Source organism: Roseovarius sp. THAF27 (assembly GCF_009363655.1).
Taxonomy (GTDB): Bacteria; Pseudomonadota; Alphaproteobacteria; order Rhodobacterales; family Rhodobacteraceae; genus Roseovarius.
The window spans coordinates 1,119,477-1,135,070 of sequence record NZ_CP045393.1 but is presented as its reverse complement, the minus strand read 5'-3'; the positions used below and the strand labels follow the sequence as shown (position 1 = coordinate 1,135,070).

General features: G+C 66.3%; 20 protein-coding genes. 12 read left to right on the top strand and 8 right to left on the bottom strand.

Annotated features, from left to right (window positions below; translation table 11 throughout):
* The first annotated feature begins 115 nt into the window (after nucleotides 1-115).
* The 11 genes from FIU89_RS05715 to FIU89_RS05665 all read left to right on the top strand — a co-directional run bounded on the left by FIU89_RS05715 (nucleotide 116) and on the right by FIU89_RS05665 (nucleotide 10,617).
* Nucleotides 116-892: a transporter substrate-binding domain-containing protein gene (locus tag FIU89_RS05715; protein ID WP_152491709.1), complete on the top strand. Its 777-nt coding sequence runs from the start codon at nucleotides 116-118 to the stop codon at nucleotides 890-892.
* 179 nt (nucleotides 893-1,071) lie between these two features.
* Nucleotides 1,072-1,719 (top strand): amino acid ABC transporter permease, encoded by a 648-nt coding sequence (locus tag FIU89_RS05710; RefSeq protein WP_152491708.1) that lies wholly within the window; start codon nucleotides 1,072-1,074, stop codon nucleotides 1,717-1,719.
* Between the two features lie 18 nt (nucleotides 1,720-1,737).
* Complete coding sequence (locus FIU89_RS05705; protein ID WP_152491707.1) at nucleotides 1,738-2,394, top strand: amino acid ABC transporter permease; 657 nt, start codon at nucleotides 1,738-1,740, stop codon at nucleotides 2,392-2,394.
* Nucleotides 2,395-2,411: 17 nt separating this feature from the next.
* On the top strand, nucleotides 2,412-3,182 hold the full coding sequence (locus FIU89_RS05700; RefSeq protein ID WP_152491706.1) for an amino acid ABC transporter ATP-binding protein: 771 nt from the start codon (nucleotides 2,412-2,414) through the stop codon (nucleotides 3,180-3,182).
* Nucleotides 3,179-4,531, top strand: coding sequence for an aspartate aminotransferase family protein (locus FIU89_RS05695; protein WP_152491705.1), 1,353 nt, complete (start codon nucleotides 3,179-3,181; stop codon nucleotides 4,529-4,531). The genes FIU89_RS05700 and FIU89_RS05695 overlap by 4 nt, the downstream gene beginning before the upstream one ends.
* On the top strand, nucleotides 4,528-5,220 hold the full coding sequence (locus tag FIU89_RS05690) for a CoA transferase subunit A (protein ID WP_152491704.1): 693 nt from the start codon (nucleotides 4,528-4,530) through the stop codon (nucleotides 5,218-5,220). The genes FIU89_RS05695 and FIU89_RS05690 overlap by 4 nt, the downstream gene beginning before the upstream one ends.
* Nucleotides 5,207-5,860, top strand: coding sequence for a 3-oxoacid CoA-transferase subunit B (locus FIU89_RS05685; protein WP_254701798.1), 654 nt, complete (start codon nucleotides 5,207-5,209; stop codon nucleotides 5,858-5,860). The genes FIU89_RS05690 and FIU89_RS05685 overlap by 14 nt, the downstream gene beginning before the upstream one ends.
* Before the next feature lie 8 nt (nucleotides 5,861-5,868).
* The gene (locus tag FIU89_RS05680) at nucleotides 5,869-7,161 is read left to right on the top strand and encodes an ArgE/DapE family deacylase (protein ID WP_152491703.1); all 1,293 of its coding nucleotides are present in this window, start codon (nucleotides 5,869-5,871) and stop codon (nucleotides 7,159-7,161) included.
* Between the two features lie 3 nt (nucleotides 7,162-7,164).
* Entirely contained in the window at nucleotides 7,165-8,340 is a 1,176-nt protein-coding gene (locus FIU89_RS05675) for an acetyl-CoA C-acyltransferase (protein WP_152491702.1), read from the top strand.
* Nucleotides 8,341-8,347: 7 nt separating this feature from the next.
* Complete coding sequence (locus FIU89_RS05670) at nucleotides 8,348-9,505, top strand: amidohydrolase (RefSeq protein WP_152491701.1); 1,158 nt, start codon at nucleotides 8,348-8,350, stop codon at nucleotides 9,503-9,505.
* On the top strand, nucleotides 9,502-10,617 hold the full coding sequence (locus FIU89_RS05665) for an alanine racemase (protein WP_152491700.1): 1,116 nt from the start codon (nucleotides 9,502-9,504) through the stop codon (nucleotides 10,615-10,617). The genes FIU89_RS05670 and FIU89_RS05665 overlap by 4 nt, the downstream gene beginning before the upstream one ends.
* A 6-nt stretch (nucleotides 10,618-10,623) precedes the next feature.
* On the opposite strand, the gene FIU89_RS05660 is transcribed toward FIU89_RS05665, so the two are convergent.
* From FIU89_RS05660 to FIU89_RS05625, 8 genes are all read right to left on the bottom strand, one after another.
* A complete protein-coding gene (locus FIU89_RS05660; protein WP_152491699.1) occupies nucleotides 10,624-11,670 on the bottom strand; it encodes an energy transducer TonB in 1,047 nt (348 codons plus the stop codon).
* Nucleotides 11,667-12,053, bottom strand: coding sequence for a biopolymer transporter ExbD (locus FIU89_RS05655; protein ID WP_152491698.1), 387 nt, complete (start codon nucleotides 12,051-12,053; stop codon nucleotides 11,667-11,669). The genes FIU89_RS05660 and FIU89_RS05655 overlap by 4 nt, the downstream gene beginning before the upstream one ends.
* 1 nt (nucleotide 12,054) lies before the next feature.
* Nucleotides 12,055-12,402: a biopolymer transporter ExbD gene (locus FIU89_RS05650; protein ID WP_152491697.1), complete on the bottom strand. Its 348-nt coding sequence runs from the start codon at nucleotides 12,400-12,402 to the stop codon at nucleotides 12,055-12,057.
* A 25-nt stretch (nucleotides 12,403-12,427) separates the two neighbouring features.
* Nucleotides 12,428-13,081 (bottom strand): MotA/TolQ/ExbB proton channel family protein, encoded by a 654-nt coding sequence (locus FIU89_RS05645; protein ID WP_152491696.1) that lies wholly within the window; start codon nucleotides 13,079-13,081, stop codon nucleotides 12,428-12,430.
* Nucleotides 13,078-13,512 (bottom strand): hypothetical protein, encoded by a 435-nt coding sequence (locus FIU89_RS05640; RefSeq protein ID WP_152491695.1) that lies wholly within the window; start codon nucleotides 13,510-13,512, stop codon nucleotides 13,078-13,080. The genes FIU89_RS05645 and FIU89_RS05640 overlap by 4 nt, the downstream gene beginning before the upstream one ends.
* A 387-nt stretch (nucleotides 13,513-13,899) precedes the next feature.
* Nucleotides 13,900-14,094 (bottom strand): PLDc N-terminal domain-containing protein, encoded by a 195-nt coding sequence (locus FIU89_RS05635; protein WP_152491694.1) that lies wholly within the window; start codon nucleotides 14,092-14,094, stop codon nucleotides 13,900-13,902.
* A gap of 47 nt (nucleotides 14,095-14,141) precedes the next feature.
* Entirely contained in the window at nucleotides 14,142-14,354 is a 213-nt protein-coding gene (locus FIU89_RS05630; RefSeq protein WP_152491693.1) for a DUF2945 domain-containing protein, read from the bottom strand.
* Between the two features lies 1 nt (nucleotide 14,355).
* On the bottom strand, nucleotides 14,356-14,619 hold the full coding sequence (locus tag FIU89_RS05625) for a Rho termination factor N-terminal domain-containing protein (RefSeq protein WP_152491692.1): 264 nt from the start codon (nucleotides 14,617-14,619) through the stop codon (nucleotides 14,356-14,358).
* A gap of 113 nt (nucleotides 14,620-14,732) precedes the next feature.
* On the opposite strand from FIU89_RS05625, the gene FIU89_RS05620 reads away from it, so the two are divergent.
* Nucleotides 14,733-15,566 (top strand): formate/nitrite transporter family protein, encoded by an 834-nt coding sequence (locus FIU89_RS05620; protein WP_152491691.1) that lies wholly within the window; start codon nucleotides 14,733-14,735, stop codon nucleotides 15,564-15,566.
* Nucleotides 15,567-15,594 lie beyond the last annotated feature (28 nt).

The following is a 15,594-nucleotide window of genomic DNA, read 5'->3' as shown; positions in this document are numbered from 1 at the left end:
TTATTATTTATTTGCGCGATAATTCAGACCATGCAAGGCTTTTGCGCAAGCGGCGCAGGCCGCCAATGCCGCACGGGCAAAAGACCCGGCGCCGAAAATCAACATGGAGACACATATGACAATCCGCCGAACCGTTCTGAAATCCGTTGTCGCGGCCATGGGCCTTGCCGTGGCGGGCCTCGCCCCCGCCGCCGCGGAAGAACTTGAAACCCTTAAGGAAAAGGGTGTCATCCGCATTGCGATGTCCGGCGCCTACCCGCCGTTCAACTTCGTCAACGACCAGAACGAGGTGGTGGGCTTCGACCCCGCCATCGGCACCGAGATGGCCAAGCGCATGGGGCTCGAGGCCGAGATCGTCACCACCGCGTGGGACGGAATCATCGGCGGGCTTCTGTCCAACAAGTACGACGTCATCGTCGGCTCCATGACCATCACCGAGGAGCGGGACGAGGTCGTGGATTTCGTCGGCCCCTATTATTCCGACAAGCGCGCCATCTTCACCCAGCCCGGCTCGGGCATCACCAGCCTCGAGGATCTCGAAGGCAAGAAGGTCGGCCTGACCCTGGGGGAAACCCACGAGGACTGGGCGCGCGAGCGTGGATACAACGTCAGCACCTACAAGGGCCTGCCCGAACTGCTCCTGGAGCTTGAAAACGGCCGCGTCGACGCCATCGTGAACGATTCCATCGCCGCCATCCTCGCCATGGGCGAGAAGGGCCAGGAATACGAGATGTTCGCCGACCCCACGACCGAACCCTTCGGCGCGGGCATCGCCATCCGCGAAGGCAGCCCCGAACTGGCCGCCGCCATGCAGGAGGCGCTGGATTCCATGATGGAAGACGGCACCTACATGGAAATCGCCGAAAAATGGGTCGGCGCGGACATCCGCTAAGCCCTTTTGCCCCGCCGCCATCGCAGGTTGGCGGGGCCTTCCGGACTCCTGCCCCGGATTGGACCGGCTGACGGCCCGGGCGCGGTGCGTCTTGCCCCTGACCCGTTCAGCCACGCTCCCGATTTCGCCGGAATGTCTTCGCCACGCCCCGGCCCCGCGACCTGCCAGAAGGACACGCCATGGACATAGAGTTGATGCAAAGGGTCTATCCCTTCTTCCTGCAGGCCGCCTGGGTCACGATCCAACTGTCCGTGCTGACCGCCCTGCTCGGCCTTACGTGTGGCGCGCTCGGCGCGGCGATGCGCCTGTCGCGCCTCGCGGTCTTCCGTTTCCTCGGCGCGGCCTATGTCAGCGTCTTTCGCGGCACGCCCGCGCTCATCCAGCTTTTCATCCTCTATTTCGGCGGCCCCCAGGTCGGCATCCAGCTCGACGCGTTCGAGGCGGGCGTCATCGGCCTCGGCGTCAACGTGGGCGCCTACATGACCGAAACCATCCGAGGCGCGATCATCTCGATCCCCAAGGGCCAGCGCGAGGCGGCCCGCACCCTCGGCCTCAGCCGCTGGCAGGCGTTCTACAACACGACCCTGCCCCAGGCCGCGCGCCTGATGGTCCGCCCGCTCGGCGTCAACCTCAACATGCTGATCAAGTCCACGGCGCTGGTCGCGGCCATCTCGGTCGTGGAACTCACCTACACCGCCCAGCGCTACATCGGCTCCACCTACAAACCGTTCGAAATGTTCCTGCTCGCGGGCCTTCTCTACATGATCATCATCTACGCCACCGGCCGGGCCGTCGCCTGGCTCGATCGCCGCGTCCAGATCAACTGACCGGAAAGGAAAACCAGAATGGGCCTCGACTTCACGGTTGTTCCGGAACACCTCGACGTGATCCTGCTGGGTTGCCTCTGGACGATCTTCATCGCCGTCGCCGCCGCGCTCGTCAGCTTCTTCGGCGGCATCATTTTCGCGGTCATCGCGCTTTACGCGCCGTGGATCATCCGCCAGCCCTTCCGCCTGCTGGAATGGGTCTTCATGGGCACGCCGCTGCTCCTGCAGCTCTTCCTGATCTATTTCGGCCTCGTGCAGATCGGCATCGACCTGCCCGCCTTTGTCGCCGGCATCATCGGGCTGGGCCTGCACTTCGCGGTCTACAATTCCGAACTGATCCAGACCGCCATCCTGTCCGTCGACAAGGGCCAGATGGAGGCCGCCCGCACCGTCGGCCTCAGCCGTGGCCAAGCGCTGCGCAAGGTGGTCATCCCGCAAGCCGTGCGCGACGTGATCCCGCCCATCGGCAACAACATGATCGCGCTTCTGAAGGACAGCGCGCTGGTGTCTGTGATCGGCGTCAGCGAACTGACCCTCTCGGCCCAGCGCGCGATCGGCGCGACCTATCGCCCGTTCGAGTTCTACCTCGTCGCCGCCGCCTTCTACTACGTCATCAACCTCTGCATGGAATGGGTGCAGCGCCGCATCGAGCGCCGCATCGCAATCTCGCGCTGATCGTCAGGAGACAGACCATGACCGACACCGAACATTTCGTCGAAATCAAGCACGCCCAGAAATCCTTCGGCAAGCTCGAGGTGCTCAAGGACATCAGCCTCAACGTCGCGCGCGGCCAGATCGTGGCGATCATCGGCCCCTCCGGCTCGGGCAAATCCACGCTTCTGCGCGCGATCAACGACCTCGACGCGCTGACCGGCGGCGAAATCTGGCTCGACGGTGTGCAGGTGAACCGCGATCTGCCCTACCGCCAGTACGAAAAGCACATCAACCAGATGCGCCAGGACATCGGCATGGTGTTCCAGCACTTCAATCTTTTCCCCCACATGACCGCCCGCGACAACGTCACCATGGCGCCCAAGCTGCTCAAGGGCCTTTCCAAGGCCGAAGCCGACGCACTGGCCGAGGAACAGCTCGACAAGGTCGGGATGCTGGAACGGATCGACTATTACCCCTCGCAACTCTCCGGCGGCCAGAAGCAGCGCGTCGCCATCGCCCGCGCGCTCGCCATGAAGCCCAAGCTGATGCTCTTTGACGAGGCCACCTCCGCCCTCGACCCCGAATTGGTGGACGAGGTGAACCAGGTCATGAAGAAACTGGCCGAGGAACACATGACTATGATCATCGTCACCCACGAGATGGATTTCGCGGCCTCGGTCTGCGACCGCGTGCTCTTCATGGACAAGGGCGTCGTGGTGGAGGAAGGCCCGCCCAGCGTGGTCTTCAAGAACCCCACCAAGGAACGCACCCGCGAATTTCTTCGCAAACATCTTGCAGGCGCCAAGTGACCGACACCACGTCCTACCTCTTCTACCAGTCGCGCAACCCGCGACCGTTCCTCGACCACGGCGAGGGGATCTACCTGATCGACGAGTCCGGCAAACGCTATATCGACGGATCTTCGGGCGCGATGGTCTCCAATATCGGCCACTCCAACCCGCGCGTGCTGGCCAAGATGAAAGCGCAGATGGACAAGGCCACCTTCGGCTATCGCCTGCATTTCCGCACCCACCCGTCCGAGGATCTGGCGGCGAAAACCGTCGCCATGACACCCGATGGACTTGACCGCGTCTTCTTCGTCTCCGGCGGCTCCGAGGCGGTGGAAAGCGCCGTGAAACTCGCCCGCCAGTATGCACTGACCCAGGGCCATAACGGCCGCTACAAGGTCATCTCGCGCTTTCCCTCCTACCACGGCTGCACTTTCGGCGCGCTCGACCTCACGGGCTATGCCCCCCTGCGAGACCCGTTCGCCCCGATGCTGAGCGGGATGCCCAAGGTCGCCGCCCCCACCACCTATCTCGACCGCGACAACCTGACGGAAGAGGCGCGCGGCCTGAAATACGCCGAGCTTCTGCGCGACAAGATCCTCGCCGAGGGCCCCGACACCGTGCTGGCCTTCATCATGGAGCCCGTCGGCGGCGCCTCCACCGGCGCGCTGGTCGCGCCCGACAGCTATTACGGCCGCATCCGCGAAATCTGCGACGAGTTCGGCGTGCTCCTGATCTACGATGAGGTCATGACCGGCGCGGGCCGCACCGGTAAATTCCTCGCCGCCGAACACTGGGGCATCACCCCCGATATCGTCTCCATGTCCAAGGGCTTCGGCGCGGGCTACGCGCCCCTTGGCGCTATGGTCGCGGGCCGCCGCCTCGTCGATCCGGTGCTTGACGCGGGCGGCTTCGCCCACGGCTTCACCTATGCCGGCAACCCGCTGGCCTGCGCCGCCGGCCTCGCCGTGCTGGAAGAGATGGAGGACCACGACCTCATCGGCAACGCCGCCCGGATGGGCGACGTCCTGATGACCGAACTGCGCGGCCTGATGGACCGCTACCCGTTCATCGGCGACGTGCGGGGAAAGGGCCTGCTGACCGCGTTCGAGTTCGTCTCCGACCGCACCACGATGGAACCGCTGGACCCCGCGCTCAACGCCCATGACCGGCTTGTCGAACTGGCCTACGAACGCGGTCTCATCCTCTATTCCCGCCGCACGCGCGGCGGCACCAAGGGCGACCATTTCCTCGTCGCCCCGCCCCTTATCATCACCGAAGACCAAATCGCCGAGATGATGGCAATCCTCCGCGACGCCCTCGACGCCTTCGCGTCAGAGATCGGCCTGCCCGTGGAGAACGCGGCATGAGGCTCCCCGACAAGCGCACCTCCATCGAGGCCGCTATCGCCCAGATCAAGGACGGCGCGACCGTCATGGTCGGCGGCTTCGGCGTCCCCGGCACGCCCATGACCCTGATCCGCGCCCTCGTCGCGCACGGCGCGCGCGACCTCACGCTCATCAAGAACGACGCCAACGAGCCCGGCATGGGCATCGACCACCTGCTGTTAAGCGGACAGGTCAAGCGCCTCATCACCACGCATCTCGGCCTCAACAGCCACGCCATCAGCCTGATGAATTCCGGCGCGATCGAGGTGGAGTTCAACGCCCAAGGCATCCTGGCCGAGCGCATCCGCGCAGGCGGCGCCGGCATCGGCGCGATCCTCAGCGATATCGGCATCGACACCGAACTCGCTCGCGGCAAGCAGGTGGTCGAGATGAACGGCACGCCCTACCTCGTCGAGCCTGCCCTGCGCGCCGACGTGGCCCTCATCCACGCCGACACTGCCGACCCGTTCGGCAACCTCGCCTATGTCGCCACCGCGCAAAACTTCAACCCGCTCATGGCCATGGCCGCGCCCTTGGTGATCGCCGAGGCCGAGCGTGTCGTGCCCCTGGGACAGCTTGACCCCAACGCCGTCCACACCCCCGGCGTCTTCGTCGACCACGTCACGGAACTGCTTGAGATATCAGAGGATTACGCTGTTGTCCGACGCTAGGGATCGCATGGTCGCCCGCGCCGCGCGCGAGATTGCTCCGGGCATGGTCGTCAACCTCGGCATCGGCCTGCCGACACGCGTCGTGAACCACCTGCCCGCCGATTTCCCCGTCTGCCTGCACACGGAAAACGGCATGACCGGCATCGGCCCCGCCCTCTCTCCCGACCGGGCCGACCGCAACCTGATCGACGCAGGCGGCGCCTATGTCACACCCGTTCCCGGCTCCGCCTACTTCGACAGCGCCACCAGCTTCGCCGTGGTCCGCTCGGGCCGGCTGGATCTCACCATGCTCGGCGCCTTCGAAGTCAGCCAGACCGGCGACCTCGCCAACTGGAAGATCCCCGGCAAGTTCAGCCCCGGCGCGGGCGGCGGCATCGAACTGGCGCAAAAGGCCCGCCGCGTTGCCGTGCTCACCACCCACACCGACCGCGCCGGAAACCCCAAGCTGAAGCAAACCTGCGCCCTGCCCCTCTCGGCCAGCGCCTGCGTCACTCGCATCTTCACCGACCTCGCCGTGATCGACGTCACCCCTGACGGCTTCGCCCTGACCGAACTCGCCGAAGGCACCAGGGTTGACGACGTGCAACGCGCCACCGACGCCCCCCTTTCGATTCCCGACACGCCAATTCCGACTTTCTGAGCCGCCCCATGACCGAAGACCTCAAGACCCGCCTCTGCGCCGCCGTTGATGCCGGTTTCGACCGGCAAGTCGCGTTCCTGACCGACCTCACGTCGCACCCCTCGACACGCGGCAACGAACAATCGGCACAGGACTTCATGGCGACCGAACTCGCCGCGCGCGGCTACGACATCGACCGCTGGCAGATCGACCTCGACGACATCCGGCACCTCCCCGGCTTCTCTCCCGTCCTCGGTCCCTACGAGGACGCCGTGAACGTCGTCGCCACCCACCGCTCCAAAACCTCCAAGGGCCGCTCCCTCATCCTCAACGGCCATATCGACGTGGTCCCCGCCGGCCCCCTCGATATGTGGGACAGCCCCCCGTTCGCGCCGCATGTGACAGACGGCTGGCTCTACGGTCGCGGCGGCGGCGACATGAAGGCGGGCCTCGCCTCCAACCTCTTCGCCCTCGACGCGCTCCGCGCCTGCGGCCTCGCCCCGGCCGCGGACGTCCACTTCCAATCCGTCGTCGAGGAGGAATGCACCGGCAACGGCGCGCTCGCCTGTCTCGCGCGCGGCTACAAAGCCGACGCCGCGCTCATCCCCGAACCCTTCGCCGAACAACTGGTCAGCGCCCAGCTTGGCGTCCTGTGGTTCCAGGTCCACCTCAAGGGCCTGCCCACCCATGTGGCCTATGCAGGCACAGGCGCCAACGCCATCGAGGCGGCCTTTCCACTGATCCAGGCCCTGCACGACATGGAACACCGCTGGAATGACGCGGCCAACCGCCCGCCCGAATACGCCCACATGGACCACGCGCTCAACCTCAACATCGGCAAGTTCCAGGGCGGCGACTGGACCAGTTCCGTCCCGGCCTGGGCCGTCTTCGACGTGCGCATGGGGCTATTCCCCGGCCAGTCTCTCGACAAAGCAAAACAGGAAATCGAACAGGTCATCCGCGACGCCGCACAACAAAACGCCTTCCTGCGCAATTCCCCGCCCGAGCTCGTCTATCACGGCTTTCACGCCGAAGGGTACGCGCTCTCCCGCGACACCTCGCAGACCGCCACCAACGCCGTCGCGTCACTGGAAAACGCCCACCAAAGCGTCACCGGCACCCCCCTCACCCGCGAGCCCATCACCGCCACCACCGACGCGCGCTTCTTCGGCCTCTACGCCGACACGCCCGCGCTTGTCTACGGCCCCCGGGCCGAGGCGATCCACGGCTTCAACGAACGGGTCGACCTCGAAAGCCTCCGCCGCGTCACCCAAACCACAGCACTCTTTATCGCCGACTGGTGCGGCACCGAGGAGGCCTGAGCCATGCGCGACTCCGTCATCGTCTCCACCGCCCGCACACCCATCGGCAAGGCCTATCGTGGCGCCTTCAACAATCTCACGGCCCCCAGTCTGGCCGCGCCCGCCGTCCGCGCCGCGCTCGCCCGCGCCGGGCTTGAGGGTGCCGAGGTAGAGGACGCCATCTTCGGCTCCGCGCTCACGCAAGGCACCTCCGGCGTCAACGTCGCCCGCCATATCGCGCAAGCATCCGGCCTGCCCGACAGCGTCGCGGGCGCCACCATCGACCGCCAATGCGCCTCGGGCCTGAACGCGCTCGCCATCGCCTCGCACATGGTCCGGGCCGAGGGCGTGGACGTGGCCCTCGCCGGTGGCCTCGACAGCATTTCCCTCGTCCAGAACGATCACTGGAACGCCCACCGCTACCGCGACCCATTGGTGCCCGACAGCTATTACATGGCCATGCTGGACACCGCCGAGGTCGTCGCCGCCCGCTACGGCGTCACCCGCGCCGCACAAGACGCCTATGCCCTGCAAAGCCAGCAGCGCACCGCCAAGGCGCAGGAAGCCGGCCTTTTCGCCGACGAGATCATCCCCGTCGAGACCACCAAGCTCGAAACCGACAAGACCACCAAGGAAACCTACGAAGAGCCCGTCCGCCTCTCCGAGGACGAGTGCAACCGCCCCGGCACCACCGCCGAGGGGCTCGCCAACCTCCAGCCGGTACGCGGCGAGGGCAAGACCGTCACCGCCGGCAATGCCAGCCAGCTCTCCGACGGCGCCGCTGCCCTCGTCGTGATGTCCGAAGCCGAAGCCACCCGCCGCAACCTCACGCCCCTGGGCGCCCTGCGCGGCTTCGCCGTCGCCGGTGTCGCGCCGCAGGAGATGGGCATCGGCCCCGTCCACGCCATCCCCCGCCTGCTCGACCGCGCGGGCCTCTCCACGGACGACATCGACCTTTGGGAAATCAACGAGGCCTTCGCCGCGCAGCTTCTCCATTGCCGTGACACGCTGGGCATCCCCGACGACAAGCTGAACGTCAACGGCGGCGCCATCTCCATCGGCCACCCCTACGGCATGTCCGGCGCCCGCATGGCCGGGCATATCCTGCTCGAAGGCCGCCGCCGGGGCGCCAGATGGGGCGTCGTCTCCATGTGTGTCGGCGGCGGCCAGGGCGCCGCCGGCCTTCTTGAAATCTTCTGAGGATCCCATGACCACGCTGCCCTCCAACCAGATCGCCTACCTCACCGCCCTGCGCCAGGACCTGCACCGCCAGCCCGAGGTCTCCGGCGACGAGGTCGAGACGGCAAAGCGCATCACCCGCGAACTTACCGCCCTCGGGGCAGACCGCATCTGGCAGGGCCTCGGCGGCCACGGCGTCGCCGCCGAATTCACCGGGCGCGCGCCGGGCCCCACGGTCCTTTTGCGCTCTGAACTCGACGGTCTGCCGATCCGCGAGATCAACGACATCCCCCATGCCTCGCAGATCGACGGCAAGGGTCACCTCTGCGGCCATGACGGCCACATGGCCACGCTGATGGGCGTCGCCATGCGCCTCGCAACCCGCCCCGCCAGGGGCCGCGTCATCCTGCTCTTCCAGCCGGCCGAGGAAACCGGCGCGGGCGCGCAGGCCGTCATCGAGGACCCGCAATGGCCCCAGATCCGGCCTGACTACGCCTTCGCCTACCACAACGTCCCGGGGCTGCCCTTGGGCGAGATCGGCCTGCGCTCCGGCCCCGCGAACTGCGCCTCGCGCGGGATGCAGATCCTGTTCACCGGCAAAAGCTCTCACGCCGCCGCGCCCGAGGACGGCCTGTCGCCCGGCCCCGCCATGGCGACGCTGATGATGGCCCTTCCCGCGCTCAGCCAAGGCACCATTGCCGACACAGATTTCGCCCTCGCCACCCTCACCCATGCCAACCTGGGCGAGCCCGCCTTCGGCATCGCCCCCGCCGATGGAGAACTGCGCGTCACCCTGCGCACCATGACCAATGAGGGCATGGACCGGCTGATCGAGGCTGCGACGGCGCAAGTAACAGCCGCCCGGGGCGATCTGACGCTCGATATCCATTGGCACGATGTCTTTCGCGGCGTGGTCAACGACACCGACGCCACCGACATCGCCCGCCATGTGGCCCATGATCTCGGGCACGAGGTCAACGAGATGCCCACCCCCATGCGCTGGTCCGAGGATTTCGGGCGCATCGGCGATGACGGCGCCAAGGCCACGATGCTCTATGTCGGCGCGGGCACCGACATGCCCCAGCTGCACAACCCCGATTACGATTTCCCCGATGCGCTCCTGCCCGTCGTGATCGACCAGTTCGCCGGCATCGTCGACCGCCTCCTGGGCCTGCCAGACACATGACCGACCCCGCGATCCCCGACGCCTGGTGCGAGGTGCATCGCGACCGGATCGACGCCAACATCCGAATCGCCCTGGCCCGCGTCCCCAAAGGCCGCCGGTTCTGCGCCGTGCTGAAGGCCGACGCCTATGGCCACGGCATCGCCACCGTCGTCCCGCTGGTCCGCGCCCACGGCATCGACTGCATCGCCATCACCTCGAACGCCGAAGCCCGCGCCGTGCGCGCCGCCGGCTACACCGGCCAGCTGATCCGCCTGCGCGCCGCCACGCCGATCGAGGCCCGCGCCGCCCTGCCCGACCGGGTCGAGGAACAGGTCGGCACGATCGAGGCGGCCGAGAACCTCGCCGCGCTGAAAAATTCCGGCGCGCCGGTCCGCGCCCACCTGTCGCTCAACGCCATGGGCATGTCCCGCGACGGGCTGGAAATCGGCACGGAAGAGGGCCGCGCCGCCTGCCGCGCCATTCTCGACCGGCTGGGCGACAGCATCACGGCCATCTGCACTCATTTTCCCGACAATGCGCCCGACGAGTTGCGCGCCAGCGCCGCGCTCTTTCAAAAGCACGCCGACTGGGTCCTGGACCAGGGCAACCTCTCGCGCGAAGGCACGCTCGTCCACGCCGGCAGTTCCCTGACGCTGGTCTCCGATCAGCCGGTCCGGACCGACATGTATCGCTGCGGCGCCGTGCTCTATGGCATCCTCAAGCCTGAATGGGGCTTTCAGACCACGATGACCCTCAAGACCCGCGTGGTCAGCGTCACCGATTACCCCGCGGGCGCCACGGTGGGCTATGACCGCACCTGCGTTCTTGACACGCCCCGCCGCCTGGCGTGCCTGTCCATCGGCTATGCCAACGGTGTCCGCCGCGCCGGTCAGAACACCGGCACCGTCCTGATCGGGGGGCACGAGGCCCCCATCCTGGGCCGCATTTCCATGAACACCACCGTGGCCGACGTCACCGGCCTCGACGGTATCTCGGTCGGCGACCCGGCGGCGATCTTCGGCGGATCGCACGACACGCGCGGCGCGCTGGACACGGCCGAGGCACAGTTCGGCACGATCATCGCCGATCTCTATACCGACTGGGGCCTGAGCAACCACCGGATCGTCCGGTAAGCGCCGTCAGCTGCCCTTGATGTTGATCGAGAAACTGGTGCGCGCGCCTGCGGGCGGCGGCGGGAAGGGCGCGGCGCGCTGCACCATCCGCAGCGCCGCCTGGTCCAGCTTGGCCGAGCCCGAGCTGCGGGCAATCGACAGTCCCGCCAGCCCGCCATTGCCGCCGATGCGGAACGCCACCACCGCCGTGCCCCGGCTGCCCACCCGCGGACGCGGCACGCGAGAGATCTTCCGCATCACCTGTCCGGGATAGTTGCTGGCGGCGGCATTGCCCGCGGCCTGCGACTTGCCCGATCCCTGCGCCGTCGATCTGGTCTGCGTCTGTGTCCCCGAGGCACTGCCCGCGCGCGCGTTCTGCTGCGCGTTGCCCTTGGGCTGGGTCTTGGGCTGGGTCCTGGGCTTTGACTGCGTCGTGCGCTGCGGCTTCGGTTCGGTCCGCTTCGGCTGCGCCTTCGGCGGCTCGGGCTTGTGCGCTTCCTCGAACTCCGCACTGCGCGGCTTGGGCCGCAACGACCGGGTCACCGCGCTCGGCGCCTCGTCCACCGGCTCCAGGATTTCCGCCTGCTCCGGCTCTGTGGGCTGCACGCTTTCCTCCGGCACGGGCTCCGACGGGGTCACGGGCACCAGCGGCACGTTCGGCGTGATCTCCGCCTGCTCGACAGGCTGGGTCTCGACCGGCTCCGGCACGTTTTCGACAGGCGTTTCGGTCGGCGTCACCGGCGCGGTCTCGGCCTGCTCGACAGGTTCGGCGGTCTCCTGCGGCGCGACTTCGGGCGACGTGTCCTCGGGCCGGTCCTGTGCGGTTTCCTCGGGCATGTCCTGCGCCGAGACCTCTTCCGGGGGCGTTTCCTCGACGACTTCCTCGGTGGCGTCGGGCGTCATCACCCCCGCCGCCATGTCGGCAAAGCTGTTGCCGATGCTGGCCTCGACGCCGCCCGCATCGCCCTCGATCTCTATCGCCTCGCCCTGGAACACCGCCGCCACCACGGTGCCGTGCACCACGAGCGCCGCCGTCACGGCCACGGTTTTCACGAGACGCGACGACGCGATCATTCCAGCCCCCTCTGCGTGACGATCACCACGCGCTCCGCCCCGGCGCCGCGCAGGTCCCGCGCCAGGTTCACCAGCGTCTGCGCCGACAACTCCTGGTCCGGCACCACGCGCACCAACGCGCGGTCTTCCTCGCTGCGCCGCGCCAGGAAGTCTTCTGCCGAGGCAACATCGTCGCCCCGGAAACTCATCCGCCCGTCGGGATGCACCACCAGCGTGTCGGGCGGCGACCGCCCTTCCAGGTCCGCCGTCCGCACCAGGCTCAGATCCTTGTCCAGCGGTTGCGACAGGGTGCCCGCCACCATGAAGAAGACCAGCATCAGGAACACGATGTTGATCAGCGCAATGGTCGGCTCCCGTCGCGAGGATGTCTTGACCTTGCGCATCTCAGGACCCCAGCACGCTGATGCTGACGCGCTCGATGCCGCGCAGCACGACCAGCAGATCGGTCAGGCGCTGCGCCGTCACGCCGTCGCGCAGGCTGACCACCACGGGCCGCGCCTCGTCGCTTTGCGGCATCTCGGCAAAGGCGGCGCTCAACCCGTCCAATTCGACCTGCTGTCCGTTCAGGCTCAGGTCCTCGTCGCTCAGGCGCAGAAAGCTGATCTTGGTCTCGCTGCTGCCGCTGCCCCCCGCTCCCGCTGCGGCCAGCTCGACCTCCGCAAAGCGCGAAAAGGTCGATGACAGCATGAAGAACAACAGCAGCAGGAAGATCACGTCGATCAGCGACGTCATCGACAAGCGCCTGCGCCGCGAGGTCTTACGCACGGCCCGGCTCCGCTTCGAAATCCGCCGCAGGCGCCGGGCGGCCCTGTGGATGCAGCACCGTCGAAATCGCCCGCTCTGCGGTGACACGCTCGCCGTCCATCCGGCCCTCCAGCCAGCTTAGCACCATCGAGGTCGGCATCGCCACGGCCAGCCCCACGGCGGTCGTCAGCAGCGCCACCCAGATACCACCCGCCAGAAGCGACGGATCGACCTGCGCCCCGGCTTCCTGCAGCGACTGGAACGCCTCGATCATGCCCAGAACCGTGCCGAACAGGCCCAGCAGCGGCGCCAACTGCGCCACGCTGTCCAGCAGGCGAAAGCCGCGCTCCAGCCGCGCGAACCGCGATTCCGCCTCCGCCTCCAGCCGCTTGCGGTCCTGGGGCTGCGCGGAAAACGCCATCTCGACGACCGGAGCGAGGTAGCTCTTCGATTGCTTCAGCGCCGCCAGCGCGGCCGCCAGGTCACCCTCGTCCCACGCCTCGACCGCCTCTTTCATCGCCTTGTGCCGTCCGACCCCGGCAGCCGAGAACTGCCACAGCTTGTAAAGCACCGTTGCCAGCGTGACCACCGAGACCGCCAGCAGGATCATGACGACCGGACCGCCCAGGTCCGCAACCTGGCGCAGGCTTTCCAGAATCCCGTTCATCCCGTCACCTCGATATTCGTGCGCGTCTCCAGCTTCAGCCCGGTCTCGCAGGCGGTGTCGGGCAGCTCGGCCGCCTCGCAGGTATGCGCCCCGTTGATCAGCACCTGGCCCAGCCCGTCACAGGCCATGCCGGGCACGGAAAACTGCCGCACACGCGGCCGCCCCGGGGGCAGCGCGCCGAAATCGAACAGGGTCAGGCGATCCACCTGGCCCTCGCTGTCGAACAGCACGGTCTCGTAAACCGCCTTGTCGATCTGGGTGGGATGGCCGTTTATCACCAGGAAGGTCAGCGTGCAGCTGCTCTCGTTCGCCTTGGTGGCGTTCAGCTCGATCAGGACGGCCTCGCCCAGCTCTTCTTCCTGCGCCACTGCGGCCTGCATGCCGGCGATCCCCGTCAGCATCGCCATGAGGGCGGTGGTGAACCTTTTCATCTCGCGTCTCCCTTTCACGTGATCCGCGCCGCATCCCGCAAGATGCAGGCCGGGCCACGTTTCAAACCAATTCTCGGCGCGGTCAAGCGCTTCACGGCCGTGACTATCGCGAAAGATGGGGGATTTGGAACGCCGCTTGCCCTGAAGTCGCGCTTTCGTGTGCATCCCCGGTCTTCTGCAGCCGGCCATGTTCGTGCGTCGGCCTGGCAAAAGACGGGTCTCGGCTTGGGGACGCTTTGGCGAATGTCTCTCACATCCGGCCCGGACACTCAATACCCAAACAAATCTATCAGAAATAGAAGTCGCCCGTCCTTGCCCCGGACGGCGCGAAACGAAAACGGGGCGCATCCACCGGATGCGCCCCGCAAATTCAGAATTTCAGTACAGTTATACCTTCGAGGCCGCCGCGCTGCGCGGGCCTGCGATCAGCCAGATGATGAAGCCGATAATCGGCAGGATGATCACCAGCAAACTCCACAGGACCTTCTTGCCGGTCGAGGCGCCCGAGCCGATGATATTCACCAAGGCCCAGATATCCAGGACCAGAACGATAAGGCCACCAAGGCCACCAATCTCCAACATGCTTGTCTCCTTTTCTGCGTGTCTAACGCGTCAGTCTCACGTTTGTTTCAGGCTTTGCGGATTTCGCTGGCACTTTTCAGCACCTCGTCGCCGTCTTCCTGTTGGATCAGGTACGCCGGGCAGTCGTCGTCGGCCTCCCGCGTAATCTCCGATCCTTTGATCTTGACGGTCGTCTTTTGGGTGTAGACTTTCTTGACCTCACCCTGACCGGTGCCATTGCCCCAGTCCCATTCAACGGTGTCGCCCTGGGAAAACGCCATCTCAGTCGCGCCTCAGCGCATCGATCAACTCTTCCTTGGTCATGTCCGACCGACCCTCGATGCCGACGTTCTGGGCCTGATCGTAAAGGTCGGCTTTCGACCATTCCTCGTAAGGCGGCGCCTTGCCGCCTTTCTTCGACGGGGCCATGTCGTCATTGGCCTGGGCATTGGCGATCCGCGCGGATTTGGACTTGCTGTAGCCCTTGTCGCGCAGCGCCTCGTAAGTGTCTTCGTCCTTGATGGACGAACCGTTCGACTGTGCCATGACGGTGTCTCCGAATAATGCTGGAGATAAAACGTCGCGCAGCCCTATTTGTTCCCGCAAACGTGGTGTAACCGCGATACGTGCAGCCAATGAGCCGATGACCGGAGTGGGTAATGTCGAAGTCCGATAACGATCTGATCAAGCAGGAAAAGGAAAAGGAAGCCATCGAGGAAGCCGCGGCGCTGTCACCGCGCCTGATCTTCGAGTCGATCCGCCGCAACGGCGAGGAAGAGCTCGAACGGCCGATGACCGCCCTGTGGTTCTCGGGCATCGCCGCGGGCCTTCTGATTTCCTTCTCGGTCCTGACCGAGGCGATCCTGCGCTCCCACCTGCCGGACGCGGAATGGGCCTACATCGTCGAGAATTTCGGCTATTCGCTGGGCTTCGTGCTGGTCATCATGGCCCGGCTTCAGCTGTTCACCGAAAACACCATCACCACGGTCGTCCCCGTCATGATCGACCCGTGCGCCCACACCATTGGCCGCACCGCCCGGCTGTGGAGCGCGGTTCTGGTGGCCAACATCGTCGGCGCCTTCATCGTCGCCGCGTTCTTCGCCTTCGGCGGTGTCCTGTCCGATGACGTCGCCGCCGCCTTCACCGATCTAAGCCGCCACGCCACCAGCTTTCCTCCGTTCGAAGGCTTCATGCGCGGTATTCCCGCCGGCGTGCTGATCGCCGCGATCGTCTGGATGCTGCCCTCGTCCAAGCGCAACGAGATCGGGCTGATCGTGCTCTTCACCTGGCTCATCGCGCTCGGCGACTTCACCCATGTCATCGCCGGATCCGTCGAAATGGCCTACCTCATGGTCCAGGGCCAGCTCGCGGTCGGCCCCGCCTTTCTGGATTTCTTCCTGCCCGTCCTGCTCGGCAACGTGGTGGGCGGCACGATGATCTTTACCGTTCTGACCTACGCCCAGGTCATGCCGGAAGTAGAAGAACAGCGCTGAGAAGCGCCGCGCAGGAAAAATGCGCGCG